The sequence below is a fragment of the Candidatus Edwardsbacteria bacterium RifOxyA12_full_54_48 genome, from assembly GCA_001777915.1.
In the GTDB taxonomy this organism is placed as follows: domain Bacteria; phylum Edwardsbacteria; class AC1; order AC1; family EtOH8; genus UBA2226.
This window is the reverse complement of the sequence record MFFN01000004.1, coordinates 657,911-684,222: the sequence shown is the minus strand read 5'-3', so window position 1 is coordinate 684,222 and position 26,312 is coordinate 657,911. Positions and strand designations below refer to the sequence as shown.

At 55.5% G+C, this 26,312-nt stretch carries 23 protein-coding genes and 1 tRNA gene; 1 reads left to right on the top strand and 23 read right to left on the bottom strand.

Features of this window, described 5'->3' with window-relative positions:
• Positions 1-1,608 precede the first annotated feature (1,608 nt).
• From A2273_04755 to A2273_04645, 23 genes are all read right to left on the bottom strand, one after another.
• Positions 1,609-1,687, bottom strand: a tRNA-Val gene (locus A2273_04755).
• A gap of 290 nt (positions 1,688-1,977) precedes the next feature.
• The gene (locus A2273_04750) at positions 1,978-2,859 is read right to left on the bottom strand and encodes a hypothetical protein (GenBank protein ID OGF07779.1); all 882 of its coding nucleotides are present in this window, start codon (positions 2,857-2,859) and stop codon (positions 1,978-1,980) included.
• Between the two features lie 88 nt (positions 2,860-2,947).
• Positions 2,948-3,790, bottom strand: coding sequence for a hypothetical protein (locus tag A2273_04745; protein OGF07778.1), 843 nt, complete (start codon positions 3,788-3,790; stop codon positions 2,948-2,950).
• Between the two features lie 5 nt (positions 3,791-3,795).
• Entirely contained in the window at positions 3,796-4,317 is a 522-nt protein-coding gene (locus A2273_04740) for a gamma carbonic anhydrase family protein (GenBank protein OGF07777.1), read from the bottom strand.
• Between the two features lie 50 nt (positions 4,318-4,367).
• On the bottom strand, positions 4,368-4,913 hold the full coding sequence (locus A2273_04735; GenBank protein ID OGF07776.1) for a phosphohydrolase: 546 nt from the start codon (positions 4,911-4,913) through the stop codon (positions 4,368-4,370).
• A 355-nt stretch (positions 4,914-5,268) separates the two neighbouring features.
• On the bottom strand, positions 5,269-6,588 hold the full coding sequence (locus A2273_04730; protein ID OGF07775.1) for a hypothetical protein: 1,320 nt from the start codon (positions 6,586-6,588) through the stop codon (positions 5,269-5,271).
• A 114-nt stretch (positions 6,589-6,702) separates the two neighbouring features.
• Positions 6,703-7,332, bottom strand: a complete 630-nt coding sequence (locus tag A2273_04725) for a hypothetical protein (GenBank protein ID OGF07774.1) — start codon at positions 7,330-7,332, stop codon at positions 6,703-6,705.
• A 678-nt stretch (positions 7,333-8,010) separates the two neighbouring features.
• Complete coding sequence (locus A2273_04720) at positions 8,011-8,415, bottom strand: hypothetical protein (protein ID OGF07773.1); 405 nt, start codon at positions 8,413-8,415, stop codon at positions 8,011-8,013.
• A gap of 390 nt (positions 8,416-8,805) precedes the next feature.
• Positions 8,806-9,021: a hypothetical protein gene (locus A2273_04715; protein OGF07772.1), complete on the bottom strand. Its 216-nt coding sequence runs from the start codon at positions 9,019-9,021 to the stop codon at positions 8,806-8,808.
• 82 nt (positions 9,022-9,103) lie between these two features.
• Positions 9,104-9,373 (bottom strand): hypothetical protein, encoded by a 270-nt coding sequence (locus tag A2273_04710; GenBank protein ID OGF07771.1) that lies wholly within the window; start codon positions 9,371-9,373, stop codon positions 9,104-9,106.
• 319 nt (positions 9,374-9,692) lie between these two features.
• A complete protein-coding gene (locus tag A2273_04705) occupies positions 9,693-10,328 on the bottom strand; it encodes a hypothetical protein (protein ID OGF07770.1) in 636 nt (211 codons plus the stop codon).
• A gap of 62 nt (positions 10,329-10,390) precedes the next feature.
• Positions 10,391-10,726, bottom strand: coding sequence for a hypothetical protein (locus A2273_04700; GenBank protein ID OGF07769.1), 336 nt, complete (start codon positions 10,724-10,726; stop codon positions 10,391-10,393).
• A gap of 173 nt (positions 10,727-10,899) precedes the next feature.
• The gene (locus A2273_04695; protein ID OGF07768.1) at positions 10,900-12,144 is read right to left on the bottom strand and encodes a hypothetical protein; all 1,245 of its coding nucleotides are present in this window, start codon (positions 12,142-12,144) and stop codon (positions 10,900-10,902) included.
• Between the two features lie 532 nt (positions 12,145-12,676).
• Positions 12,677-14,233 (bottom strand): hypothetical protein, encoded by a 1,557-nt coding sequence (locus tag A2273_04690; GenBank protein OGF07767.1) that lies wholly within the window; start codon positions 14,231-14,233, stop codon positions 12,677-12,679.
• Positions 14,234-14,253: 20 nt separating this feature from the next.
• Positions 14,254-14,811: a hypothetical protein gene (locus tag A2273_04685; GenBank protein OGF07766.1), complete on the bottom strand. Its 558-nt coding sequence runs from the start codon at positions 14,809-14,811 to the stop codon at positions 14,254-14,256.
• 14 nt (positions 14,812-14,825) lie between these two features.
• Positions 14,826-15,995, bottom strand: a complete 1,170-nt coding sequence (locus A2273_04680) for a hypothetical protein (protein OGF07765.1) — start codon at positions 15,993-15,995, stop codon at positions 14,826-14,828.
• Between the two features lie 2 nt (positions 15,996-15,997).
• Positions 15,998-16,849: a hypothetical protein gene (locus A2273_04675; protein OGF07764.1), complete on the bottom strand. Its 852-nt coding sequence runs from the start codon at positions 16,847-16,849 to the stop codon at positions 15,998-16,000.
• A 56-nt stretch (positions 16,850-16,905) separates the two neighbouring features.
• Entirely contained in the window at positions 16,906-18,105 is a 1,200-nt protein-coding gene (locus tag A2273_04670; protein ID OGF07763.1) for a cysteine desulfurase NifS, read from the bottom strand.
• 29 nt (positions 18,106-18,134) lie between these two features.
• On the bottom strand, positions 18,135-18,440 hold the full coding sequence (locus A2273_04665) for a hypothetical protein (protein OGF07762.1): 306 nt from the start codon (positions 18,438-18,440) through the stop codon (positions 18,135-18,137).
• 322 nt (positions 18,441-18,762) lie between these two features.
• Entirely contained in the window at positions 18,763-20,193 is a 1,431-nt protein-coding gene (locus tag A2273_04660) for a hypothetical protein (protein OGF07761.1), read from the bottom strand.
• A 4-nt stretch (positions 20,194-20,197) separates the two neighbouring features.
• Positions 20,198-21,688, bottom strand: coding sequence for a hypothetical protein (locus tag A2273_04655; protein ID OGF07760.1), 1,491 nt, complete (start codon positions 21,686-21,688; stop codon positions 20,198-20,200).
• A 120-nt stretch (positions 21,689-21,808) separates the two neighbouring features.
• On the bottom strand, positions 21,809-22,561 hold the full coding sequence (locus A2273_04650) for a hypothetical protein (GenBank protein OGF07759.1): 753 nt from the start codon (positions 22,559-22,561) through the stop codon (positions 21,809-21,811).
• Positions 22,562-22,721: 160 nt separating this feature from the next.
• Complete coding sequence (locus A2273_04645; protein OGF07758.1) at positions 22,722-24,443, bottom strand: proline--tRNA ligase; 1,722 nt, start codon at positions 24,441-24,443, stop codon at positions 22,722-22,724.
• A 207-nt stretch (positions 24,444-24,650) separates the two neighbouring features.
• On the opposite strand from A2273_04645, the gene A2273_04640 reads away from it, so the two are divergent.
• A complete protein-coding gene (locus tag A2273_04640; protein OGF07757.1) occupies positions 24,651-26,312 on the top strand; it encodes a hypothetical protein in 1,662 nt (553 codons plus the stop codon).

Sequence of the window (26,312 nt, the reverse complement as noted above, 5' to 3'; positions counted from 1 at the left end):
TTACTATAATCACCACAAATAAGGAGAACGACCATGGAAAAACAGCTTCGGTACGTCGTCTACTGCCGCAAAAGCACGGACGAAAAGAACAAGCAGCTACTCTCTATTGAATCCCAGAGAGCGGAACTGCAAAAACTGATCCTAAGGGAAGGATTAACCGTTGTCGGGGAGCCGTTGGAGGAAAGACATACTGCTAAAAAGGTCGGGAGGCCTGTTTTCAAGCAAATGCTGAACATGATCGACCAGGGCGAGGCAAATGGTATTATAGTCTGGAAAACAGACAGATTATCCCGTAATTCTATTGATACCGCCGCCATACTCTCCAGGTTAGAAAGTGGAGCTATTCAGCGGATACAGACGCTGGAACGCACTTATAACTATAACGAGAATGTAATTTTGCTTTACGTCGAATTCGGTATGGCAGACCAGTATAAAAGGGATTTATCGTCATCAGTTAAGGTCGGCATGAATACTAAAATCCGTCTGGGATGGTGCCCTGGCCGTGTCCCGGTTGGGTATTTGAACCTTAGAACCAGTGACGACACCATCAGCACTGTGGTCAAAGACCCCGAAAGATTCACTATCCTGAAGAAATGCTGGCAACGTCTTTTAGAACGCCGTTATTCCCTTCAACAGGTATATGAGATGGCGATTGAAGATGGTTTGACCAATAGGAATGGTGGAAAATACTGCCGCAGTAACTTCTACAAACTATTTCAGAATCCCTTCTATTATGGCTACTTTCAATATATGATTGATGGGAATCCCAAGCTGAACAAGGGGCAGCATGAACCGATGATTACCAAGGAAGAGTTTGACCAGGCCCAGGCCATTTTAAGCGGTGACCAGAAGCCCCGGAAGCATAGCCATGACTTCACATACCGAGGAGTGTTTAGGTGTGGGCGGTGTGGATCCCTTATGAGCGGTTACCGGAAGACCAAAAAGCAAAATAATGGAAACGTCCATAGCTGGACCTATTATATATGCGCCAGGGGCAAGGACCGGCATTGTCATGAGCCCCAATTAGGGGAAGGAATGATTGACGCAGAGATTGCCCGTATCCTTGGAGAGCTTGAGATCCCGCCCCAGTTCCACCAATGGGCTATGGATACCTTAAGGGATGATGTCCAACGGTCAGAGGACTATACCATTGAATTATTGCAGTCTAGGCAGCGGGCGCTGGAGATCAGCAAGGCCAAGTCGGAAAAACTACTCGACCTCCTATTGGGCCAGGCAATCAACCAAGAGGCTTATGACCGCAAGCAGGCTGAATTAAGAAAAGAACAGGAGCGGCTATCCGATCTTATGGTAACGGCTGAAAAGAAGATCGAGGACTACCTAAAGGAGGCTGACAAGGTGTTTAGCTTTGCGGAACTGGCTAAGGGACGCTTCATGACAGGAGATTCAGAGGAGAAACGCTACGCTGCTTTTATGTTATCCTTGAACCCATTGGTAATCGGCCGCAAGCCCCTATTTACGCTGTTTCCAGTGTTTGAGGCACTAAAAAAGATAGCCCTCCTTGTGAGAGAGCTATCTCATGTCCTTGAACCTGTTAAAGGCGTTGATATTGCAATGACTTACACTGACAAACTTGGTGAAAATCCGGAATGGTGGGCGATACAGGACTTGAACCTGTGACCTCATGCATGTCAAGCATGCGCTCTAACCAAAACTGAGCTAATCGCCCTACTCCAGAGAATTGCTTCGTCATCCTGAGCTGTACTACTTGCCTTACTTCCGAAGGACGCCCCAACTAATATTATTGCTTCGTCATCCTGAGAAATGCCACTTGCCTTGCTTCAGAAGGACACCCCTTGTTTTTCTCTCCCGCTAAAAACACGAAAAATCAAAAATTTATTTTCGCGTGTTTCCCGTCATATATCAAGCTGGCATCTATAGACGGACAAACCTGGGCAGTTTCCCTCAAGACAGGGTTAATTATACAATCATCTTTCCCAAAAGTAAAGAGCAAATTTCTCAGCTGTTTCCCGGCTGTACGGTCCGGAACAGGAACTTTTGAACGGCTATCAAACTGCCCAGCCCGCCCAGGCAGACCCCGAAGGCCAGCAAGCCCAGCAGCTGCTGGCCGGTGAAGAATCCGAACATATCAAAGTATGAAGACAGCAGGCGATAGGCCAGGTACAGCAGGGCCAGACCGGCCAGGCTGCCGGCCAGCCCCTGCAGCATCCCCTCCAGGAGGAACGGCCGGCGGATGTGGGCCCCGTCGGCCCCCACCAGCTTCATGATCTCTATGGCCTGCCGCCTGGCATACAATGTCAGCTGGATGGTGTTGAAGACCACCATCACCGCCGCCAGGCTGACGATCACCATCAGGGAGAAGTCTATCACGATCAGCAGGCGCACCATCCGGTACAGCCGGCCCAGCCAGGCCTTGCCGTATTCCACCTCCTCCACCCCGCTTAATTGTTTGATCTTTTCGGCGATCTGGGTGATGGATTCGGGATTGCGGTGCTCCGCCTTGAGCTTGACCTTGAAAGACTGGGGCAGGGGGTTGGTCTCGATGGCATTCAGCAGGTCGGCCTTGTCGGCCAGCTCCTGCCGGAACTGCTTTAGGGCCTCCTGCTTGGAGATGTATTCCGTCTCCTGTATCCCGGGGATGTCCCGGATGCGGCTGCCTATCACCAGGGCCTGGCTGTTGGCCACATTGTCCCTTAAAAATGCCTGGATCTCGAACTTGCCTTTCACCTGGTCGATGGCCCTCTGGAAATTCAGGGTCACCAGCAGGAACGAGCCCAGGATGAACAGGGCCGAGGTGATGCTGGATACCGACAAAAAGGTCATCAGCTTGGCCCGCTTCAGGCCGGCCAGGGCCTCCCGCCAGTAATAATTGAGCCTCACGATAGAGCCTCCTTAATATTATCTTCTACGCAGAGAAATCTTCCCACAAAACACACGAAAACTAAAAGTTATAAATATGTAGATAGTTTTATTGGCCAAAAGCTTTTTTTGCACTCTTTGATTTTAACAATTTAACATCACGATTAGACTTGGAAAGAAAATTAAAAAGATTTTTAGCCACGTATGGCAAACTATTGCCTTGAAGATTGATTATTTCCTTATCTACATATAAATTTAATGTATAATCGGGACCATCTTTAACAAATATAATATTTGATACTTTTCCTGTGGTGTCAATATCATAACAAACAGGCTCTAATGTAATTAGTCTTAAACAACTTTTCTCAAGCAAATTCCCCAGTACTTTAAAAAGCGAATCGCTAATTATGCCTTGGTAATACCCCTTATTTTTAATATCGCCTTTTCCATGGTAATAATAGTTTCTGTTCTTATCTATTATGATTTCCACTTTATAGTCATATTCATTCAACATGAAATATAATTTATCAAAGACAAGCAAGGATGGATCATAATATTTTTCTACGTTGTAAAACCTTGATGTTTTCATTGTATCAGTTAATACTGGATCAATGATATCTTTTTCCCATTCATTATCTACGGGCAAGTATGGCCGTAATGACAAGGAATCCTTTGATTTTATTCCACATATCAAACCATACGATTGAATATGCTTAATACTGTCCTTATCAATCCAGTAGTTTTTAAAAAGGTATAGGCTATCATTTTTTATTAAATATTTGAATTTATCAGCACGCCCCCCATGCTCAAAAAGCACTGTTGTATCTTGAAAGAAAAAATATGCATTGCTTTCATCCGTCCAAAATGTGCCTTTCAAATCCAGGGCATTCACAATGGGCGAGACTGATAGAATCAGTATAAATAAAAGCAAATATCTTTTCATAATAAACATAAATTCTATTTTTTATATTCCTTGGCCAGATCCACGTAGTGCTGGGCGCTGGCGCGTATCTTTTCTATTGCCTCCTCCGGCAGCTGCCGCTTGACCTCGGCCGGCATGCCCATCACCATGGAGCGGGGCGGGATCTGCTGGCCTTCCTTGACCAAAGCCCCGGCCGCCACCACCGACCCGGCCCCGACGCTGGCCCCGGAGAGCACGATGGCCCCCATGCCGATCAGGCAGTCGTCGCCGATCTTGCAGCCGTGCAATATGGCCCCGTGTCCCACGGTGACCCGGTCGCCAATTATGGTGGCGCAGTCGCCCAGCCCCCTATCATTCAGATCGACATGGATGACGGTGTTCTCCTGGATGTTGGTCTCCTGGCCGATCCGGACATGGTTGATGTCGGCCCGGATGGCCACCCCGTACCAGATGCTGGCTCTTTCCCCGATCTCCACATCGCCGATGATGACAGCGGTCTCGGCCACAAAGGCCGACTTATCGATTTTTGGTGTTTTATCTTTATATGATTTTAGCATTTTATCCCCTTCGTGAACCTTTTTAAAACATTTTCAACAGTTTAAACCTATTAAAGCCCAAGCTCTGGAGCTATCCCCTGCATGGCCGTCAGGCACTTGCCAATGAAATCCTCCAACGATAATCCCAACCTATCGCAGGTCTGGATCTGATCCCGGTTGGCCCCGGCCGCAAAGCGCTTTTCCTTGTAGCGTTTCATGATAAACGGTACGTCCACATTGGCCAGTTTTTTGGTGGGATGCATCAGGGCCGCGGCCACGATCAGGCCGGTCAGCGGGTCCACCGCATACAGGGCAAAGTCCATCTTCGATTTGGCCTCCACATGCCCGGGATGGGCCTTGATGGCGTAGATGATGTCCTCGGAGATGTCCTGGCCCTCCAGCATCTGGGCGGTGACCAGCCCGTGGTTGGGGAAATCGTTGGCGGTCCGGTCGTAATCCAGGTCGTGCAGCAAACCGGCCAGGGCCCACTTATCCTGATCCTCGCCGAAATGCTCCGCCAGTCCTTTCATGCAGGCCTCGGCCGCCAGCATGTGCTTCTGCAGGTTCTTGTTGGGTATGGTCTGCTCCAAAAGCTCCTTAGCCTGTTGTCTGTCCATTAACTCCTCCAGTGATTATTTCATTTAGGGGCTAAACGTACCTTTTACCAAGCTTGCGCGCCACCTCTTGCATCGGTGTAAACTCCGCGCTACAGCGTGCAGGCACGGAAACACTGATTTTCGGAAGGGAATCACCAAAGGAATGAATATCTGATGGATATCATTCCGTGTTTTTAAAATTTCCGTGCTTCGGCGGTTAGTTTTGCAGAGGTCCCAGCTGAGATCGCTTCGGCTGAAATAAAAAGCCGTCTCGCGATGACTGGGCATAGGTTGCCTAATAGACCAGTGCGAGAATACCCCTGTTTGTATCCGTGTGAATCCGTCTAAATCCGTCTGATCTGCGTTCTATCGGCCCCTACGCCTTCTCCCCGAACATCTCCAACGCCTCTCCGGCCAAAAACAGCGACCCGGTGATGACTATCAGATCACTGACGGCCACCAGCTGTTTGGCCTTCTCCAGGGCTTCGCCCAGGTTCTCGGTGACTATGGCCGCCACCCCGTGCCGGGCCGCTTGTTCCCTGATGATCTCGGGAGATGCCGCCCGGGAGTGCCGGGCCTTGGTGATCACCAACGCCCGGCAACCCGGCGCCAGGCTGTCCACTATCCCGGCTATGTCCTTGTTGGCAGAGATGCCCAGCACCGCCACCCTCCCGGCCCCGGGATAGGTCTTCTCCAGGGCGTCCATCAGGCACTTGGCGGAGTGGCCGTTGTGGGCCCCATCGATGATGATCGCCGGCTCCTGCGATACCTGCTGCATTCTGCCCGGCCAGTTGACCGAGCGGAACCCCTCCCGGATGACGTTGTCGCTCAGGATCAGGTTGCGGTACTGCAGGCTGCGCAGCGCGGCGAAGGCCGCGGCGGCATTCTCGGCCTGAAAATCGCCCGGCAGGCCCACCTCCAGGTTGGTCATGGAGCCGAAGGTCCCGGCCAGGTCGATGGTCACGCTGTGCGGCGTCTGGTCGGTTATCCGGAAGCCCACATCCCGGCCCACCTGGAACAGCCGGGCCAGCGAATCCTGGCATTTCTTCAGAATCACCTTGATGGCCTCGGCCGGCTGGGGAGAGGTGATGACCAGGGCGTCCTGCCGGATGATGCCGGCCTTCTCGGCGGCGATCCGGGCGATGGTTTCCCCCAGGATCTCGGTATGGTCCAGGCTGAGGTTGGTGATAACCGCCGCCCGGGGATTGACCACATTGGTGCAGTCCAGCCGGCCGCCCACCCCCACCTCCAATACCGCCCATTCCACCCCCACCTCCTGGAAATACAAAAAGGCCATGGCGGTCAGGATCTCGAACACCGTACGCGGCCGGCCTTCGGCCCGGGACTTCTCCAGAAAGGGCTTCAGCCATTCCAGACGCTGGGCGAAATCCCGCTCCAGAATATTCTTGCCGTCTCTTTTTATCCGTTCGCAGAAGCTGATCAGGTGGGGCGAGGTGTACAGCCCGGTCTTCAGCCTCTGCTGGCGCAGCACCGATTCTATCATGGCCGCGGTGGAGCCCTTGCCCTTGGTCCCGGCCACCAGGATGGATTTGAAGGAATTCTGGGGGCTGCCCAGCTCGGTCAAAAACTGCCGGAAGCCCTGCAGGTCATACTGCTCCTCATGGTATTTCTGGCCCGGAATTTTTTCCCGGTCCACAAAGGACATCAGATATTCTACGGCTTGCTGATAGGTCATCGATCTCTCTTGATTATCATTGAAGCTTAAGCGGGTGGCGTTTCTTTGACAAACGATTTTACAATATTAACCCGGTTCCCTGCAAGATAAAAGGAACCTGGTCCCTCCCGGGGCCTATGACCCCTCCAGCTTCATGGCAGTCATGATCCGCTTGAGCGAGGCGGCATCCGGCAGCATCATGAAATAGCCGCTGGCCGTCCCGGCCTCGCCGGGGAAACGGAACCGGTTCTGGACGTAGGCCAGGATCTCGCCGAAACGGGCGTACTCTCCCAGTATCCTCCCCATCACCTTCTGCATGGGCCCGGACAGCATCAGGGGGGGCGAGGGGATGGCGGTCAGCTCCAGCATGTCGCCCAGGGTGTTCAGGTAGGACTCGGTCAGCACCGAGGAGATCTCCAGATGGATGTGCCCGAAATGGAACTCGGCCTCGTTCTTGGCCCGGGGCATCTTGTGCCAGCACTCCTGGGCGAAGGCCAAAGCGCTATCGCCCGGCATCAGCCACAGGGTGCAGCCGGAGAGGTCGCCCACGAAGATGTTGACCAGGCAGACCACCGGCAGGTCGGGCTTGACCAGCGAGGACAGGGCCTCCTCCACGGTGCTGACCTTGATCTGGGGCACCGATACCAGCACTGGCTGATGAATGGCCTCGGACAGGGTGGTGGCAGCGTTGCCGGAGCCGATGTTGAATATCTCCTTGAGGGCGTCCTGCTGGACCGGGGTCAATATGTTATGGGCGGAGTTCATTTTTATAGGCTGGTGATTTAAAATTTAAGGCTTCGGCTTTCCGGTAGAAATAGTAACATAAAAAGGGGTCGGATAAAAGAGAAATAATCAACAAAAAAGGCCGCCCCTTTCCGGAGCGGTTTATTTAACTTCTGGGCTGAGGTTTTGCCACAGAGACACTGGGTCACAGAGAGACTTTATAGCTTTACGCTGATGCGTTTGTCATTCCAGCACTTCATTGCATTCAGCATAAACTCCAGCTGGAATCCAGGGTCCCTTTTAACCACAAAGCGTACAAAGGCTTTTATTCTTTTCCGGCTTTGTACCTGCCTTTCTTGTCATTGCGAGCATGGCGCCGAAGATTCACAAGCGAAGCAATCTCAGGTGTCTTTTAGCCACGAAACGCAGAGTGGTTGTTGTCACCCTGAGAATTCTTTACTCTTGCCAAGTTGAACGGGCGACAATATTATGTTTCCCGAATTCCCCTTCACACATTCAACTTGCAGGGCACGAATGCCTTCTCAGTGTGACAAGCTTTGAACATTAAACTGGTTTTGCCACAAAGCGCATAAAAGACACAAAGACTTTTTCACTTTTAACCTGTCCTGCGTGTCATTCCGGCGAAGGCAGGAATCCAGGGTCATTTCACCGCAGAGACGCAGAGGCTTCTATTCTTTAAACTTTAAGCTTTATGAACTTTTACGACAGCAGCCGCTTCTCGCCCTCCAGCTCCCGGATGTACTGGACATCCATGGTGTGCTCCAGGCAGCCCAGGTATTTTTTATCCTGGTCACGCAGGGCGAAGAATTCTATCAGCACCTTGTGCTTCTCCTGGTTGGGTCCCAGCGGCAGGTCTATCCAGAACCTGGCGCTGTCTCGCTTCCCGCTTTTCATCTCCTCCACGATCTGCTCCACCTTGGCCAGGCTGCTTTTGGGGTGGCAGCTGCGGAAGTTGATGCCCATGCTGTCCATGGGCCTATGGAACAGCCGGGTGTCATGCTTGTTCCAGCCGATCACCTCGTCGTTGTGGTCGATCACCGAGATCTCGCCCGGCATGGCCTCCAGCAGGGCCTTGATCACGGCTTCGTTCATGCGGTCTATCATGGCTGCTCCTTTATTTTTAATTTTAAACCGGAATTAACCACCAAGACACTAAGGCACAAAGACTTTTACTCTTTTAACCTGCACCAGGTGTCATTCCCGAGAAGTCGGGAATCCAGGCTTAATGGAATACGGATTTTCACTGATATTTCCGGCCCTATGTCATTGCTTTCGTCATTCTGAGCCCGGCAGCCTACCCGCCAAGCCTTAGAATCTTTTAAGCACAAAGACACAAAGGCTTTCATTATTTACCGGCTTTCTGCCTGCCTTCCGTGTCATTGCGGGGATGGCACCAAAGATTCACAGCCGAAGCAATCTCAGGTACCTTTTAACCACAAAGAATTCCCGGAGCCAAGTCGAAAGGTGCACAAAATACACAAAGGCTTTTATTCTTTAATCTTTGAACTTAATACTGGGTTGGTTGAACATCGGTTTCCCCTGAGCCGAGGCGTTAAAAAAGCGGTTTAAAAATACTTTTACAAGTATTAATATACCGCTTTGGATATGGCTTGTCAAATGAAAACTGTTTTGCCGCTGAACCCCCGGGAGATTTTTTAGCCTTGCGCTTCCGGCCTTTGATCTGGCCGCAGGCCCGGCCAAGGCCTTCATCCCGGCATAAAAAAATCATCCCCTGTCCGATGGTCTCAAGCAACTGGTGCCGGCAGGCAAATTGGATGGAGTGAGGAGGCGGTCATCCTAGCCTGGCCCGCTCGATGGCCTTTCCCGGGTCGGGCTCCACATTGCTCACCGTTCTCCAGTCATCGCTGGCCTTTTTCAAATGCCAATACCGGCAACCCCCCATGGGATACAGCTTTTTGACGATCAGGTTCTCTTCGTCCAGTGTATAGGCCACCGCCAGGACCTGCTCCGGCTCCCCCGGCAGTTTACCGGCGGGATTCGGAACGGGGCTCAGGGCGTAGCCCAACATTTTTTCCCTTTCGCTTACCTCGATGCTATACATTTCCCTGTCTCCTGTGGTTATATCCGCGTCAGAGATGTGGGACGGCCCCCGGTTCCCCGCCTATCCTGACCCCTCACTGCCTATCGGCCTCCACTTCGGTCGGCAAAAATAACTGCCGTCCTCAGTGCAGGCTCTCCCCGCAGCGGTGAGGGAGTGAGGGATGGGCAGGAATGACACCTTAGTCCGGTATTAAGTAAAAATTCTTGGCGTCTTAGTGTCTTGGTAGTTAAATCCCGTCATCCCTGTCGGAATTTATCCCGCACTTGCTGCGGAACCGGGATGACATGATAGCCGGGGTCGGGGCTGAATCCCGACCCTACTATACACGCCTATCGGTTTTTATTGATGATCCCCACCGGTATTCGCTCCGTCCAGCAAAACCTTCCATCCTCAGCAGGCCCTGGGCCCTTTCCCGGCCGGTCTGCAGTTCGGCGATCCGGCCTTTCATCTCATCCAGCCGGATGTCCCGCACCCCCAGCTTCTCCAGGATATGGTCCACGTTGAAATAGTGGAAGTATCTCTGCAGATAGTCCTCCAGATTGTCCCGGGGCGCCGAACGAACGAACAGCCGGTAGCTGGGCTCCCGTTTCCCGCCGTCGGTCAGGCGCCGCCAGATATCTTTTCTGGCCTTAACCCCGGAGAAGTGCCCAAGCCAGCGATCCAGATACAGCTCCCGGGCCAGGGCCAGCATATCGCCCTGGGCCCGGTGCAACTGGTCCTCCACGATGGCCAGCTCGCTGAAGATGTTTATTGGGGCCCAGAGATAGGCCTCGTTGAGGCCCCGGCCGCTCTCCTTGAGGAGCGAACTGAGCTGGTAGCGCTGTTTGCATCGGCAGCAGTTCATCTCCCAATGCTCGTCAAACAAGCCGGCCTGATCGTAGTAGCTGTGGACGGTGTAATAACTCTTGCCGCAGGGGCATTTGTACTTTTGCGCTTGATTGCCTGAAGATGCCATGGTGGAGCCTCCATTATATTCATTGATGCTTGCCGTCCTGATCCCTGTCCCCTGTTGCCTGTCTACAGCTTGGTCTCCCCGTTCTGCTCCAGATCGAACAGGGCCCGAAGCCCGTAATAAAACCGTTCCTTCTCCAGCGCACTCTCCCATTGCCGCAATATGGGGAAGGCGTCCAGGCTTTTCTCTTTCAGTTTGATCCCCAGCTCGTCCTGCCTTTTTTTTCTGGATTCCTGCGCTGACTTCACCCAGGCATATGGGACGGTCTTGCCCTTGCTGCGCAGGATGAGATAGGCCTCGGAGGCATTCCCCCGGGTGGTCTCAAAAAGCCCCGGTCCCTTGACGATCCTGGCCGCCGCCGGGGCGTCCTTGGTTTTTTCCTCTTCGGGATTGCCGTTCATGCTTTTTCCTTTCGTTTATATGTTGGTTTTTATCAACCGGGTTCTCCGGTCGATCATCAGGCTCGACCAGCCCCGACTGCGGAGTCCGCCCGATTGGGGGGAATGGCCCCCAGCACGGGCAGGATGCAGCGCTTAACTCCTCTGCCGGCACAGGGACAGCCCGCCATCCGGTATCAGAACCGGCAGATGGGCTCCCGGTCCAGCTTGTCCACCTGGTCCGGAGTGAACTTGGGCAGTTGTTCTATCTCGGTCAGCTTGAATTCCCTCCGCACCGTCCTGATAACCCTTCCGGTCAGGAAGGATATCACCAGGTCCTGGACCAGGTCGTAGGCGCAGAAAGAGGCATGGAAACCGGCCACCCGACCCAGGTCCAGCTCCCAGTCACCCATCTTTTTCTTGGTGACACAGGCTTGGTAGATGCCCTGGCTGTAGGTGCTGACCGCCGGCACCGTGCCGTCGCCGATGGCGCCGCAACCATCCTCCCGGGGAAAGTTGTACTCCACCGGCTGGCGGCTGCCGATATTGACCTCACGCAGGGTCCGCTCCCCCTTGCCGTAAACCATCAGGACGTTCTTTCGGAACTCCGGGGAGAAATCCCGGGCGTTGCGGTAGTAATTGTAGGCATTGTCCAGGTGGCTGGCCAACACCTCCGGCCCGACCTGGGCGGCCACATTGTCCTGCCAGCCGGAGGGATCGAAGATATTGACCGGCTGGCCCCTTCTCTCTGCCGCCGGGCTGGGCCACATCAGCTTCTCCTCTGGATTGGCAAAGCCGTCATAGGGCAGCAGATGGTATATCCCGGGAAGGGTCCGGGCATAGCGCCGCTGACTTTTGCCGTTCAACCAGTCGAAGAACCAGGTTTCGCCCGTTATCAGGTGCTTCAAGGCGCACAATGAGCCCCGTAGCGGGGAAGCCAGCATCACCATCCGATTTACCCGGCCCTCGCCCAACAGCGCCGTGGCGTAATGCTTGGCCAGACATCCCCCCACGCTGTGGCCGACGATATTCACCTTGTCCGGCTTGATCCCCCGCCGGCGGTACGGGGGATGGGCCTGGCTGCTGCGGATGATCCGCTCCACGAAATCCGCCAGCCGGGCGGCGTTATGGCTGATGGAGCGCCTCCAGTCGTAGGGAAAGACATAGACCCTGGCGCATTCTTCCTGATCCAGCGGCAGGCTCTCCCGCAGCGCGGCAATCATCTCGCCGTAAACCAAAGAGAACACCTCATTCCGGCATATCCGCCGGTTCGGCGGGCGGTGGTAATCGCCATGGTCGTCCAGCTTCACGGTATCAAGATCGGCCGTCATCTTGTCGAAGGTCGGATGGCAGGCCGCCCGGTGGTCCAACGGGCAGGGGCCGGACAACTCCGTCTCCATGATCCCGGGGACAAATATCACGGGATAAATATTCTGCTCCATTTTATGCCACCTTTGTCATGGAAGCTGGATGGGCCTTTGGTACCGCTAAGTGATCAAACATCTGGAACGATTCCCGTGGGAACCACCGGAGACTGAGTTTCATCTGCTTTCAAATTAGCTGTTTCTTGAATGACTTTAAAATGACTGTCATTTATTAAGGTTTCCAATATTCATGCCAAGAAGCAATTCTTTTTCTATTTAATCAAGACGATGCATCACAATATGTTATAATTTATATATGTTGCCTTTATATTAAAACACAAAAGCCAATGAGACATTATGTCTCACTGGCTCTTATTGTCGAAAGGATTAGATATGTTAAGGTATTGTTATTTATAGATTTAATAAATTTGCGACATTATGGCACATATTTTATTAAATGTCACACTTTAAAGTAAATCTCCTACCAGACAAAAGATTCTGTTTTCAATCCCGGCTGGTTTGGGCCCGGCCCTAAGCAGCCTGAATATTGCACCGCGTTGTTTCGTCGCCTCTTGATGACCCAAGGCATTTTATTATTTTGTCCGGCGGATTATTTCCAGAAAAATTTTGTCAGGCCGGTCTCTCCCCCGATCCACAATGCTCCGTCCACCGAGGCCAGACTGGTCACATAATCATTCAGCAATCCATCCTCCTTGCGGTACACCGTCCACAGGTTTTTATCTTTATTGAGTCGCACCAACCCGGCATCGGTGCCGATCCAAAGGTTCCTGTCATCCACCGCCAGGCATAGTGCCCGGCCGGCGTTATAATTGCCCGCCCGGGGATATTTTTCCCAGACGAAGTTTTTCCGGTCATAACGCATCAGCAGGTCCGGGGCCAGCCACCAGACCCAAGCCCCGTCGACGGCCACCCCCAGGATTTCTTCATCCAGCTCCGGCGGGGAGCTGGCATCGTAACGGAATATCTTAAGGCTGTCCGTCCGGTCCAACATCAGGCCCCCCCGGCTGGTGGCCAGGTAAAGGAATCTCTGATCGGCGGCCATCTGGTGAATTGTCCTGTCCTCCTGCCCCTCCCAACTTTCGGCCTTTCTCCCGGCTTTAATCAGGTAGACCGCCGGGCCATACCTGGTGCCGATCCAAAGGGTGTCGGATTGCAGCAGCAGGGCCGTGACCGCATCGTCGGGCAGCCCGTCATAACGGGTCAGGGTGGAGGCGAAATCGTCCCCCCTCTTGAGGACAATAATCCCCCGGTCGGTCCCGATGAATATTTTCTTATCGTCAAAGGCTAGACAGTTCAGGCTGTAGCCAGTCAGGTCCAGGTTGAACAGCTTGTTCAGCTGCTGCCAGTGGTCGCGTCCGGCGTCCACCAGCGTCACCCCGCCCGGACCGGTCATGCCCACGGTGCCGCCGCTGGCGTACAGTCCGGCAACCCCGGTGCTGGCCAAAAACCCGCTGGTCAACTGGGTCTTTTCCTTGGTTATCAGGTCATACTTCCACAGCCCCAATCCGGAATAGGCCGCCCAGGCATAGTTGCCGGCAAACTCCGTGGCATAGGCGGTCAGATAGTGCCGGCCGGCCCAGCTGTCCCAGATCGGCTGGGCCAAAAAATACAGCCGGCTGTTGCTTCTGAGCGATTCAGCATCAACCCGGCCGAACCATTCCAGCTGCTGGGGGACGGACGCATTCTTATTGCACTTTCCGGACCAGCGGTCGCACAGGTAATACCCTCCGGAGGTCTGGACCCAGATGCCCCGGCCGTCGAAGGCCACCCGGATGATGGCTTCGGGAAGATAGATGGCGGGGTTCTGCATGTCGGATATCAGGCGGTAGGGGATCATTTTGTCGGCATAGACAAAATAGAGGTCGTTGAAGTAATGGTCCAAGGCCGCAAACTGGTAGCTGCCGGGCGGCAGATGCCCGATGAACGAAAAATCCCACTGGTCGAACAGCTTGTCGTATCTGGCCCCGGAGACGGAGGAAAAGGCGTAGACAAAGCGGGTATCGGAGATGATGGTCCTGATGTCGCCCTCGAAGGTAGCGCCGCCGAAGCTCCGGTACTGGCGCCATTCCGCCCGGAAGGCCGCTGCACCGGACCAGATCAAGGCCCAGGCCAGCAGCAGGATGGTTGTTCTTGAAGGGTGATTCATAGGCCTATCAATTGCATCATTCAGGGTGACGGGAAGATCAGGCTGCCGTCGGGCTGGTAGACCCATTTGAAGGTCGTCTCGATAATGCTGTTGCTGCTGTCGACCGTTATTTTGGTGATCAGGATCTTGGCATATTTGTTCTGGTGTGCCCTGACCGCAACGGTCCGGTATGCCGCCAGGCCGGATATCGGGGAGCCAAACCCCGAGGTATCCCCAATGGCCGCCAAAGAGTCGAAAAAGGCAAAGGCGGTTGATGAGTCCGGAGAACTATCCAGCAATTTGAAGGCCGAACTGCCGTCTATCGACCAAAATTGCGGCATATATGCGGGGGCCGCAGATACTCTTGCCGAAATGTCCGGAAAGACCTCGCTGGTGTTGGGATAGAATATCACCTGGGCGGTTGAAAAGAGAAATCCGCTCCCGGTGTAATTTGCCACAGCCTTGTTATCTACGGTGGCGGTACCCGCTGTGGGATATACCGGATCATCCGGAATTATGATCTCCACCGGCTTGGCGCAGGATAAAAAAAGATAACCTACCGTTACCCAGAAATAAAGATTATTGATTCTGCCTGACATCTGATTGCTCCTCGCTATTGGGATAGAAAATTTAATGCTATTTCCGTCAGGATCCCGGCCCCCAGGGAAAGGCTTTTTTCGTCGATGCTGAATTTGGGGTGGTGCCAGGGGAAGGCGGTCTCCCGGCCTTGGCGGCTGCCCAGCCTCAAAAAGGCCCCCGGCACCTTTTGTAAAAAATAAGCCATGTCCTCGCCGCCCATCATGGGCTGGGTGATGCGGACCGGCGCCTTTTTGCCGTACCGCGAAGCTATCGCCTTTTCACAGAAATCGACCATGTCCGGATCGTTGAACAGCACCGGATAGCCCCTCTCATAACCAACCCTGGCTTTCAGGCCGTTGGCCCGGGCGATCCCTTCGGCCAACTGTCTGATCCAGAGGGGCATCATTTTGGTGGAATAGGGATCGATGGTGCGGGCGGTGCCGATCAAGATGGCTTCCTGGGGGATTATATTGTGCTTGCTGCCGGCCCGGATCTTACCCACGGTCACCACCGCCGGATGTACCGGATCGACCTTTCGGCTGACTATGGTCTGCAGGCCCATGATTATCTGGGCCGCAGCGGTCACCGGGTCCAGGCAGTCATGGGGCCGGGCGGCATGGCCGCCCTTTCCGGCGATGGTTATCTCGAAGTTGTCAGAGGCCGCCATCATCGGCCCCCTGCAGAGCCCCACCTTACCTGTGGGAAGGGATGAATCAAGATGCAGGGCGAAGACGGCATCCACTTTTGGACCCTCCATGGCCCCGTCCCTAATCATTCCCAGGGCGCCGCCGGGGGGCGTTTCCTCCCCCGGCTGGAAAAGGAATTTCACCTGGCCCCTGATCTGGTTTCTTTGGGAGGACAACATTTTTGCCGCACCCAGCAGCATGGCCATGTGTCCGTCGTGCCCGCAGGCATGCATTACCCCGGGATTTTTAGAAATATAGGATGTTTTGTTCTCCTCCTTGACCGGCAGGGCGTCCATGTCGGCCCTCAATGCCAGGGTCCTCCCTTTGCGGCCGCCCCGCAGCAGGCCCACCACCCCGGTGCCGCCCACCCTGGTTTTGACGGCCATTCCCAGCTTTTTCAATTCGGCCGCCACCGCCCGGGAGGTTTGAAATTCTCCGAAGGAGAGCTCGGGATTTTTATGGAAATGTCTGCGCCATTCTATGACATAATTATCGATGTTCGCCGGCCTTTTTATCAACTTCACTCCTCCACGCAGATCCCAAAAGCCTGGTTCTTTCCCATGGCCTTGGCCCTATACAACAGTTTGTCGGCGCAATCCAGCAGCTCGATCTTGCTGGCCCCGTCATCGGGGAACGAGGCCACCCCAGCGCTGACCGTGATTTTGCCGCCCGGCATCACCTTCTGATTGGGAAAACGTCCAGCGGCTATCTTCTGGCAGATCCGCCCGGCGATGGTCAGGGCCCCCTTCTTTTTGGTGGAGGGCAGGATGATGGTGAATTCTTCGCCCCCGTAGCGGGAGGTGGCATCCACCTTGCGCACCGCCCGCAGCAGGATCTTGGAGATCTCAACCAGCAGCACATCTCCGGCGATATGCCCGTTGGTGTCGTTGTAGATCTTGAAATCGTCCACATCGATCATCAGCAGGGAGAAGGACATCCCGTAGCGCCGGGCCCTCTCCACCTCCTCGTCCAGACGGTCCTGGAAAAAACGGTGATTGTAGAGCCCGGTCAGGCCGTCGGTCACCGCCGACAGCAGGGTCTTCTCGAACAGGTCAATCTCGATGATCTTGGGATTCTGGATCTGCTGCTGGAGGTTGATGAAATAATCCAGCAGGGCCACCCTGACCCCCACATTGCGGCCCAGCTTCCGGCTCATCTCCTGCTTGTGCTGCAGCACCTTCTCCCAGTGCTGTTTGGCCTGGTTCTCGCTGAAGTGAAGGTGGACCAGGGTGAATATCAGATCGCTGTACAGGCTGTCGGCCTTCTCCCGGCGCACCGCCTCCACCTGTTTCAATATTTCCGCGGTCTCTCCGTTGTCCTGGCCCAGGGATGAAATGACCTCCTTGGTGAAATTGTTCTTGCGGGATTTCATAACTTACCTCATCTGATATTGATGATGGCCTGTTAAAAATCTTTGGGTCAAACAGCTCAGCTGGATTTGCCCTCGATGCCGCAGGATGCCCGGGGGGCGATGGGCGACATCTCCCGCAAGCGGGCCACCGCCTGGGCCAGCACCTCCACGGCGTAATCCATCTGTTGTTCGGTGTTGTCCCTTCCCAGGGAAAAACGCAATGACCCCTGGGCGATCTCGGTGGGCACGCCCATGGCCGCCAGCACATGGGACGGCTCCAGGCTGCCGGAGGTGCAGGCCGAGCCGGAGGAGGCCGCGATCCCCTTCATGTCCAGCGACAGCAGGATGCCCTCCCCCTCGACGTATTCGAATGAGACATTCAGGGTGCCGGGCAGCGATTTTTCCGGATGCCCGTTCCGCCGGACATGGGGGATGTTCCGCTCGATGCCCCGCCACAATCTTTCCCGCAGGGCGGTCAGGCGGTCCCATTGGGCCAGCCTTTCGCCGGCCGCCAGCTCGGAGGCCGCCCCCAGCCCTACGATCCCGGCGGCGTTCTCGGTGCCGGCCCGGCGGTTCCTCTCGTGCCCGCCCCCGTGGATCAGGGGATGCAGGCGGGTTCCCTTTTTGACATACAGCGCCCCGGTCCCCTTGGGGCCGTATATTTTGTGGGCCGATACCGACAGCAGATCCACCCCCAGGGTTTTCACATCCGTCTCCAGTTTGCCGAAGGCCTGGACGGCATCGCTGTGAAACAACGCCTTGTTCTCCCGGCAGATATCGGCCAGCTCCGGCAGGGGCTGGATGGTGCCGACCTCGTTGTTGGCCTGCATCACCGAGACCAGTATGGTCTTCTGGTTTATCGTCCGTCGCAGTTCTTCGGGATCCACCAGGCCGTATCGGTCCACCCCCAGAAAGGTGGTCCGGATGTTGAAATGTTTTTGCAGGTACTCAAAGCTGTGGAGCACCGCATGATGCTCGATCCTGGTGGTGATGATGTGGTCGCCCCGGTCCCGGTTGGCAAAGACCGCCCCCTTGATGGCCTGGTTGTCGGACTCGGTCCCGGAGCCGGTGAAGACCACCTCCGAGGGATCGCAGGCCAGGGCCGCCGCCACCTGTTCCCGGGATTTCTCGATGGACTGGCGGGCCTCGCGGCCCAGCCAATGGATGCTGGAGGGGTTCCCGTACTCGGGGCCGTAAAAGGGAAGCATGGCCTGCAGGACCTCGGGCCGCACCGGCGTGGTGGCGTTGTGATCAAGATAGATATGTTCCATTTTCATTACCCTAAGTGAAACAGCTGCGTCGGGAATTATTTTTTCTTGAGCCCCTCCACCACCCGGGCCCGCTTTCCTTCGATGGTGACCGGCTTGTCCCTGCGGTCGTCGATCTTGATGGAGGTGAACACCCGTTCGGCCCCGGTGGAAAGGCAGCGCTGATGCATGGCCTGGGCCACGGCCAGAATATCTTCCAGCGGGCCCTCGATATTGGTGCCCATGGAGGTTATCTCCAGCTTCAGCCCGGTGCTTTTTGCCAGCTTGATGGTGTCCACCACAAAACTGGAAACGCTGGGACTCCCGGTGCCCACCGGCACGAGGGTGATCTCGGCAATGGCCATGTCCTGTCTCCTAAAAAACGTTGGAAATTCCGGCGGCCGGCTTATCGAAGCCAGCCGCTGTATTTTATGGGGCTGCTGACGGCGCCGGCCGGATTTACTTTTTGGCTGACGCCTTGTTGATTCCGCCGGCTACCGCCGTGATGGCTTTTTTCCTCTGGATACGGCGGGTTCGTTTTCTCTTGAAATCCAGACTTTTCTTTTTCTGTTTATTCTTGCTCCTGGCCATGTTCGCTCCTGTAGCTGATTGTTATAGTTATCGGTTTACCGGTATTAATATACAACTATGGCAACATCCTTGTCAAGAAGGGATTTCGTCCAATCATTACTTATGGATCCGGAAGGAGGTCGCCACATTTTTTACTTTTCCGTTATCTTGATCCCAGATCTCGACCACCAGGATATAATCCCCTGCCGGCAGGTCCCCGGTTGCTATGCCGCTGGTCAGCGCCAGCGTTTCGCTGCCGGCCCGGATCAATACCGGCTGGGATGCCATGACCTTGTTTCCCTTTTTGGGAAATATCAGGTGTCTGACCCGCAACATCCGGGGTTCGGCCGGAGAGTATTTTATATTATATAACTCGCAATAGAAATATATATCCCGGTCCTTTTTAAAGGACTTCCCGGGCTGGGGTATCAGCCGGTATCCCCCTTTGCTGAATCTCCCTTGGCTGCTGTCCTGCCGGATATCGCTGCACAGCAGCAGATCGCTGGTCTCCTCGGCCCCGGTTTTATAATCGATCACCGAGAACTTATATTTGTATATCCCGGTCTTCCCGGAATTAAGGTCCATCAAACTGATGGCCATGGTGTACCCGCCCGGGTTTAGGCTGAATTTGACCAGATCCACTGCCTGGAGCTCGTCCCCTTTTACTGCGCCTCCCGGCCCTTGGGGGGCAAGCACGCTTTCTTCCCAGCCGACCTCCGCCATCTTTTCATCAAATATCACGATGCTTCTGTTCAAGAGACCCCGGCCGTCTGCCGTATCATAATCTATCTTCCCCAGGGGGATGCTGTAGCTTATCCACACCTCGGCTTTTCCCCGGGCGGCGAACCTGGCTAGGTCGAAGGGAAAATTCAGCGGCTGTCCGTAGTCATGCCGGTATAAATCGGAGGCCATGGTATCGGACAGGGTCGGCATCGGGGCATCAATGGCCTGCATAGACATTATGGTGGCCGCAGCGATACCGCTTTTGGCGGCATCCAGGTCCCTGACCAAAAAATATCCCACGTCCCTTTGGAGAAAGGAGAAGGTCTGGGCCAGCTGGCTATAGGTCCACTTCTCCCAGCCGTAGGTGCCGGAAATCTTTCGGCGCGATCCTTTTTCAATGTCTGCATCAATGCTAACATCAAAGGGATCATGGCCGTACAAGGCATCCCCCATGGGATTCACTTCCCGGTAGTCCGGCTCGCCGTATCTGATATATGTCCTCCCCCGGTCGTCCCAAAAGGTGATGAGCTGGGGGAAGAAGGTGTCGGCGTAGGCCACCCGGCGCAAATGTTCGTCGTATCTTTCATTGCCCTGGGTGGTGGGGGTGGGGTCCTTCTCCTTCCAGAATTTCCGCCAGAACATCTCCCGGTCGGTTGAATCGGCCAGGGCGGCATATTCATCGGCCGCTTTTTGGGAGGAGACGGCCGCCAGCTCAAAATATCTTTTACGCTCCGGTTTGGGTACTTTTTGATAATTCAGAGTGGCGCATCCGCCCATCAATGCCAAGGCAAAGGCCATGAAATATAAGGGGCTGCGATATTTCATCTTATCAATACCTCAGCGGAGATTTGGGAGGGGCATACACCGGCAGGGTGGTATTTTTTTTATCCGCCATGATCCGGTCACCGGGAGCGCCAGTTATCTGGAAGGGATGGGTTATCTTGCTGATCCTTCCCGAGATCAGGTCCTTGACGTCGATCACCAGTATGTATTCTCCCGGCTCCAGGCCCATGGGATGCACCTTGTGGCAGGCATCCAACTGATCACCTTTATCCTGGTAGAACAGGTCCCTGGTATCGACGATGCATTCTTTAAGCACCCCGGTGGTATCGCTTAAAAATATCCCGTGTCCCACGGCCGCCTGATGTTCGCCTGATGAATTGATGCTCAGGCTGTAAATCTCGTAATAAACGTAGAAGGGCTGGCCCCGGTTAATTTTTTCCGAGACCGCCGGCATTATTCTGCGGAATTTCCCTTTGCGGAAATCGGAGGAGACATAGCTGCTGTCCTGCAGAACAGCCATCTCGACATCGCTGGCCTCCCGGACCCCGGAACGGTATCCCACCAGCTCGGCCTCCATCTCGCCGGTATAAACCGTGTCGCCGGGCTGGGGGATCAACTCTATTTTCATTTTGTACCGCCCTGGTATCAGATCTAAATTTCTCTGGCCGTAGGCCCGGGGCAGCAGCAGCTCCTCCCCGGTATATTTAATGGCATAATCCACCGTGTCGCTGGAGATCAATTTGTCATTGCCATACAGCTGGAATATACCTGAATATCTTTTATCCTGACCATGCTGTTTGTACTCTGCCGCCGGGATCCGCCAATATATCTCCCAGCGGACCTTGCTGCCGTCGGCCGACCTGAACCGGCCATGACCGCAATCCAGCGGTCTCTCCGCCCTGGGGGATGTCCCGGTTCGCCTTCCGCCAGAGTCGGCCGAAAAATAGGCCACCGGATGCATCTTGTCGCTGAAGGTGGCGGCAATAAGTTCAAAGCGGCTGTGGTTCAGCAGAAAATCGTAATAGCGGCCCTGGGAGGGATATTCCCAGATCATCCAGGTTCTTTCCTTTATGTATTCCCCTCCGGCCAGCCGCTCCGAGCCCAGGGCATGCCTGAAGGGCTGGTTGCCGGCCTGGCTTTCCGGCGGGCCGTACCTTACCAGGATGCGGCTGCGGTCATCCCGAAAGAACATTTTGCCGCCGTATTCGTTCCAGGCCTTGTCCAGCCTGGCCTGGTGCTGGGGCAGCAACCATCCCTCCGGATCTTTTACCGCCCAATACAGCTTATACCAAGCGTCCCGCGATTCCTGATCCGGGATGCTGCGGTACCTGGCCGGGATGGAATCGCCCTCGATGAAAGTAAGGCCGAAATATCTTTTCTGTTCCGTTTGATCCCATTTTTGCCAAAAAGAGGTGGTGGCGCATCCAGCAAACATAAAAAGCATCAGGCCGGACATCGTAAAGATCAGGCGCTGATGCCTGCCGCTGCTCCAAGAATTTTTCAAGACTTTCCGATTCATATCGGCCACCCCCGTCATCAGTGATGGACCCGGGCCCTGAAAATCTTATCTTCATATTATTACAAAAAGCCGGCCCTGTCAATACAATACTTAGGCCGACAGCCAGCCCTTGAGCGTTGCAAAACCATTGCCAATCATTCAGTTCCCGCCGGCCTTGGCCTTTATGATCTCCTCCAGGATCGAAGGCATTACCTGGCCGCCCTTCCCCAAAAAGACCTGGTCGAAAATGCCGCTCAGTTCAGTTTTCTCCAGGTTCACCTCGATCAAGACCGCCCCGTTATTTTTGGCCACCAGTCCCAGGGAGGCCGCCGGCTGGACCACCGAGGAGGTGCCCATCGAAAGGAACAGGTCGGCATTCTCGGCCGCCCGCCAGGCTTGCCTGAGGACCGCCTCCGGCAGCATCTCGCCGAACCAGACCACGTCCGGACGAATGCGCCCGCCGCACTGACAGCGGGGCGGGATCTCGTCGGAGGCCGGCAGGGTCTCTATCATCAGGCCGCAGCGGGAGCACTTGTTGCGGTTGAGATTTCCGTGCAGCTCCACCATCTTGGTGCTGCCGGCCCGTTGATGCAGGCCGTCTATGTTCTGGGTGACCAGCAGAAAATCGTCGAAATATCTTTCCATCTCCGCGATGGCCTTATGAGCAGGGTTGGGCTGGACCAGCGGCAGTTTCTCCCGGCGCCACTGGTACCATTCCCAGACCTTTTTCGGCTCGCAGGCGAAGGCCTCCGGGGTGGCCAGTTTCATGGGATCGAAATCATCCCATAAACCCTGCATGCCCCGGAAGGTCTGCAGGCCGCTCTCGGCCGAGACCCCGGCCCCGGTCAGGACCAGACAGCTCCGGGCCTTTTTTATTGCTTCGATGAGATGGGGTGAAAACTCCATGGACATATATTACCACAGCGTTGCCGGGAAATGCAATTACCCCGGCAGGAAAGAAAAAAGGCCGGGGCATAGTCCCAGCCTTTTCTAATATGTTTTATAGCGCCCTCTGTCGGAATATCCAACTTACCAAAAAAAATTGGTGAATATGAATAAATTAAATGAACACCTACTGCTGCTTCAGCGGCCACATCTCCACCGAGGTCAGCTCCTGGATCTTGCGGCGCACCTCCTCGGGGCGCACTTTGAACACCTGCCCGTCCCGGCGCTGTTTGATCTCCACCAGCCCCTCCCGCAGGCTCTTCTCGCCCACGTTGATGCGGATGGGAATTCCGGTCAGGTCGGCGTCCTTGAACTTGAAGCCCGGCCGCTCCTCGCGGTCGTCCAGCAGGACCTCGAACCGGGCGTCCTGCAGTTCATTATACAGGGATTCCGAAACCTTGGCCGATTCGGTGCCCGGCCCGCCCAGCTGGCTGATGATCACCTGATAGGGCGCCACCGCCAGCGGCCAGATGATGCCCGACTGGTCGTGGCTCTGCTCGATGATGCAGGCCGCCACCCGCTCGATCCCGATGCCGTAGGAGCCCATCACCAGCGGTTTTTCGCTGCCGTCCTCGTCCACGAAATTGGCCTTTAATGCCTGGGAATACTTGGTGCCCAGCTTGAAGACGTGCCCCAGCTCGATGGCCTGGGTGACGATCAGCGGCTGGCCGCATTTTATGCAGGGCTCCTCGGCCCTGACCATCCGGAGATCGGCATATCTCTCCACCTTGACGTCGCGGGCCAGGTCGATGCCGCTCAGGTGATGGTGGTCCTTATTGGCGCCGGAGACCATGCCCTGGGCGCCCTGCAGAGCCAGGTCGGCCAGCACTTTTATGCCGTCGATCCCCACCGGGGAGATGAAACCCACATTGGCCTGGGTTGTTTTAAGCACCTCCTCCGGGGTGGCCGGACGGAAGTTGCCAGACCCCAGGGCCGTCTGGAGCTTGGACTCGTTCAATTCATCGTCGCCCCGGACCAGGGCGAACACTGGCTGGCCGTCCGCCATATATAGCAGGCTCTTGACCAGCTGCGAGGCGGGAATTTTCAGGAACCCGCAGACCTCCTCCACTGTCCGCTTCTCCGGGGTGGGCACCTCGGCCAGTGCCGCAGCGGGATAGGCCGGGCTGGCGACCTGGGATTGGGCCACTTCCAGGTTGGCGGCGTATCCGCAGGCCGGGCAGACCGCGCAGGAATCCTCGCCGGAGGGCGAGGCCACCATGAACTCCTGGGAGCCGCTGCCCCCCATCAGCCCCGAGGAGGCCCCCACCACGAAGAATTTGATGCCGCAGCGGGAGAATATACGGTGGTAGGCGTCGTACATGGCCTGGTAGGAGATGTCCAGCCCGGCCTGGTCCCGGTCCATGCTGTAGGCGTCCTTCATTATGAAGTGCCGCACCCGGAGCACCCCGGAGCGGGGCCGGGGCTCGTCGCGGAACTTGACCTGCATCTGGTACCAGTTCTGGGGCAGGTCCCGGTAGGAACGAAGCTTGGCCCGGGCCAGGTCGGTGATGATCTCCTCGTGGGTGGGGCACAGGGCATAGTCCCTTTTTTTACGGTCCTTGACCCGGAACATCTCGTCCCCGAAATCCTCCCACCGCCCGCTCTCCTGCCAGATCTCGGCCGGCGCCAGGGCCGGCAGAAAAAGCTCCTGGGCCCCGGCCCGGTTCATCTCCTCCCGGACTATCTGCATCACCTTCAGGAACACCCGCCACCCCAGGGGCAGATATTCGTAGACCCCGGCGGTCAGTTGGCGGATCATTCCGGATCTCAGCATCAGCTGATGGCTCTGCATCTCGGCCTCGGCCTGGTCCTCCTTGATGGTGGGTATGAAAGCTTTACTCCAGCGCAAAGGTCACCTCATTTATTAAGTTTAACAGTTGACGGGCTTTTATTATAACAGAATCGGCCCCGGTTTCTCAATAGATTTCTGCGGCCGTCACGGAGTCGTAATATTTTAAAAATTCATATTGCAAACAGCGCTTAACTATGATAAACTGATGTTTTGCATTTAATAACCGTTTATAATCCAATCTAATTGTTAAGGAGTTTAAGAAAAATGAAACGATGGCTTTCTACCGCCCTGATCTTAAGCTTGACCATAGCGCTAACCTCGTGCAGCAGCCGCAATAAGACCATCGCCAGTGTCGGCGGCAGCAAAATAACCCTGGGCGAGTTCCAGGATGCCTACAAGCCGCCTATGATCCCCGGCGATTCGGCCGCTGTTTTGGCCGGCAAGCAGGAACTGCTTAACCGGATGGTGGACCAGAAATTGATGGTCAATGAGGCGGTGGCCCGGGGAATGGACAAGGATCCCAAACTGGTCCAGGACCTGGAAGAGCTCAAGAAGAACATCCTGCTGCAGGAGCTTTACAGGGACGAGATCCTCAAAAGGGCCCAGCCCTCCGATTCGGATGTCAAGAAATTTTATGAACGGCTGGGCAAGGAAGCCAAGGCCAGCCATATCCTGGTGAAGACCGAAGAGGAGGCCAAAGAGGTCGCCCAGGCCCTTAAAGGCGGCGGAGATTTCGCCCAGCTGGCCGGCAGCAAATCGGTCGACCGAGGCTCCGCTCAGCGTGGCGGCGACCTGGGATGGTTCGGCTGGGGCAAGATGGTCGAGGAATTTCAGGCGGCGGCCTTTTCCATGAAGCCGGGCCAGACCAGCAAGCCCATAAAGACCGCCTTCGGCTTCCACATCATCCGGCTGGATTCCCTGCGGGAGGTGCCGCTTCAGCCTTTCGAAGAAATGAAGGACCGCATCAAACAGCAGATCTCCTCCACCCGGCCCAGGGAGCTGGCCAATAAATACATCACCAAGCTTCGGGATGGCGCCAATATAAAGATCAAGGGCGATATCATCCAGGCCCTGGCCGCCAAGCAGGCCCCCGGCCAGCCCCTGCCGGCCCTGCCCCAGGCCTCCCCCGAGGAACTCAAGAAGACCGTCATCACCTACAACGGCGGCTCCTGGACGGTGCAGACCCTGTATGATAACGTGAACCGCTATATGCGCGGGGCCCTGGACCTGAACCAGGCCGACCGCCTGAAGGAACAGGTGGAGGGGCTGATCGTCAGCGACCTGCTGCTGGCCCGGGCCAAATCCAAGGGCATCGAGCAGAACCCCAAGGTCAAAGACCAGCTCAGCCGGACCAGGGACAATATGCTGGCCGAGGCTTACTATCGGGAGGACGTCTCCGGCAAGGTGCTGCTGGGCCCCGATCAGGCCAAGCAGTATTATCAGAAAAATAAAAAGGAGTTCTACCAGCCGGCCAAGGCCCTGGTTTACATCATCGCCGTGCCGGAGATGGCCCAGGCCCAGGAGATCTACAGCCTGCTGTCCAAGGGGGCCGATTTCTCCCAGCTGGCCAGGGAGCGTTCGGTGGATCCCTCCAAGGCCTCCGGCGGAGCCCTGCGGTGGGTGGAGAGCAACGACGCCGAACTTCCGGAGCTTTCCCGGATGGCCTTCGGCCTGGCCCTCAACCAGCCCAGCCGCCCCTTTGCCTATCGCAATAATTTCGCCGTCATCAAGGTCACCGAGAAGACCCCGGCCAAACAGCGGACCTTCGAGGAGTCCCAGCGGGAGATAGAGTTCAAGCTGCGGCAGTCCCAGGAGGAGGCCATACTGGGCGACCTGCTGACCTCCCTCAAGGCCAAATATCCGGTCGAGATCGACCAGGCCCTTCTGGCCAAGGCCGAGGCTTCAACCGCCGTGGAGGAGAAATAG

What these genes read in the sequence shown, in the direction of transcription:
- A2273_04745 (OGF07778.1), bottom strand. Translation starts at nt 3,790, where the DNA reads ATGTTTATTATGAAAAGATATTTGCTTTTATTTATACTGATTCTATCA.
- A2273_04740 (OGF07777.1), bottom strand. Translation starts at nt 4,317, where the DNA reads ATGCTAAAATCATATAAAGATAAAACACCAAAAATCGATAAGTCGGCC.
- A2273_04735 (OGF07776.1), bottom strand. Translation starts at nt 4,913, where the DNA reads ATGGACAGACAACAGGCTAAGGAGCTTTTGGAGCAGACCATACCCAAC.
- A2273_04730 (OGF07775.1), bottom strand. Translation starts at nt 6,588, where the DNA reads ATGACCTATCAGCAAGCCGTAGAATATCTGATGTCCTTTGTGGACCGG.
- A2273_04725 (OGF07774.1), bottom strand. Translation starts at nt 7,332, where the DNA reads ATGAACTCCGCCCATAACATATTGACCCCGGTCCAGCAGGACGCCCTC.
- A2273_04720 (OGF07773.1), bottom strand. Translation starts at nt 8,415, where the DNA reads ATGATAGACCGCATGAACGAAGCCGTGATCAAGGCCCTGCTGGAGGCC.
- A2273_04715 (OGF07772.1), bottom strand. Translation starts at nt 9,021, where the DNA reads ATGAAGGCCTTGGCCGGGCCTGCGGCCAGATCAAAGGCCGGAAGCGCA.
- A2273_04710 (OGF07771.1), bottom strand. Translation starts at nt 9,373, where the DNA reads ATGTATAGCATCGAGGTAAGCGAAAGGGAAAAAATGTTGGGCTACGCC.
- A2273_04705 (OGF07770.1), bottom strand. Translation starts at nt 10,328, where the DNA reads ATGGCATCTTCAGGCAATCAAGCGCAAAAGTACAAATGCCCCTGCGGC.
- A2273_04700 (OGF07769.1), bottom strand. Translation starts at nt 10,726, where the DNA reads ATGAACGGCAATCCCGAAGAGGAAAAAACCAAGGACGCCCCGGCGGCG.
- A2273_04695 (OGF07768.1), bottom strand. Translation starts at nt 12,144, where the DNA reads ATGGAGCAGAATATTTATCCCGTGATATTTGTCCCCGGGATCATGGAG.
- A2273_04690 (OGF07767.1), bottom strand. Translation starts at nt 14,233, where the DNA reads ATGAATCACCCTTCAAGAACAACCATCCTGCTGCTGGCCTGGGCCTTG.
- A2273_04685 (OGF07766.1), bottom strand. Translation starts at nt 14,811, where the DNA reads ATGTCAGGCAGAATCAATAATCTTTATTTCTGGGTAACGGTAGGTTAT.
- A2273_04675 (OGF07764.1), bottom strand. Translation starts at nt 16,849, where the DNA reads ATGAAATCCCGCAAGAACAATTTCACCAAGGAGGTCATTTCATCCCTG.
- A2273_04670 (OGF07763.1), bottom strand. Translation starts at nt 18,105, where the DNA reads ATGAAAATGGAACATATCTATCTTGATCACAACGCCACCACGCCGGTG.
- A2273_04665 (OGF07762.1), bottom strand. Translation starts at nt 18,440, where the DNA reads ATGGCCATTGCCGAGATCACCCTCGTGCCGGTGGGCACCGGGAGTCCC.
- A2273_04660 (OGF07761.1), bottom strand. Translation starts at nt 20,193, where the DNA reads ATGAAATATCGCAGCCCCTTATATTTCATGGCCTTTGCCTTGGCATTG.
- A2273_04655 (OGF07760.1), bottom strand. Translation starts at nt 21,688, where the DNA reads ATGACGGGGGTGGCCGATATGAATCGGAAAGTCTTGAAAAATTCTTGG.
- A2273_04650 (OGF07759.1), bottom strand. Translation starts at nt 22,561, where the DNA reads ATGTCCATGGAGTTTTCACCCCATCTCATCGAAGCAATAAAAAAGGCC.
- A2273_04640 (OGF07757.1), top strand. Translation starts at nt 24,651, where the DNA reads ATGAAACGATGGCTTTCTACCGCCCTGATCTTAAGCTTGACCATAGCG.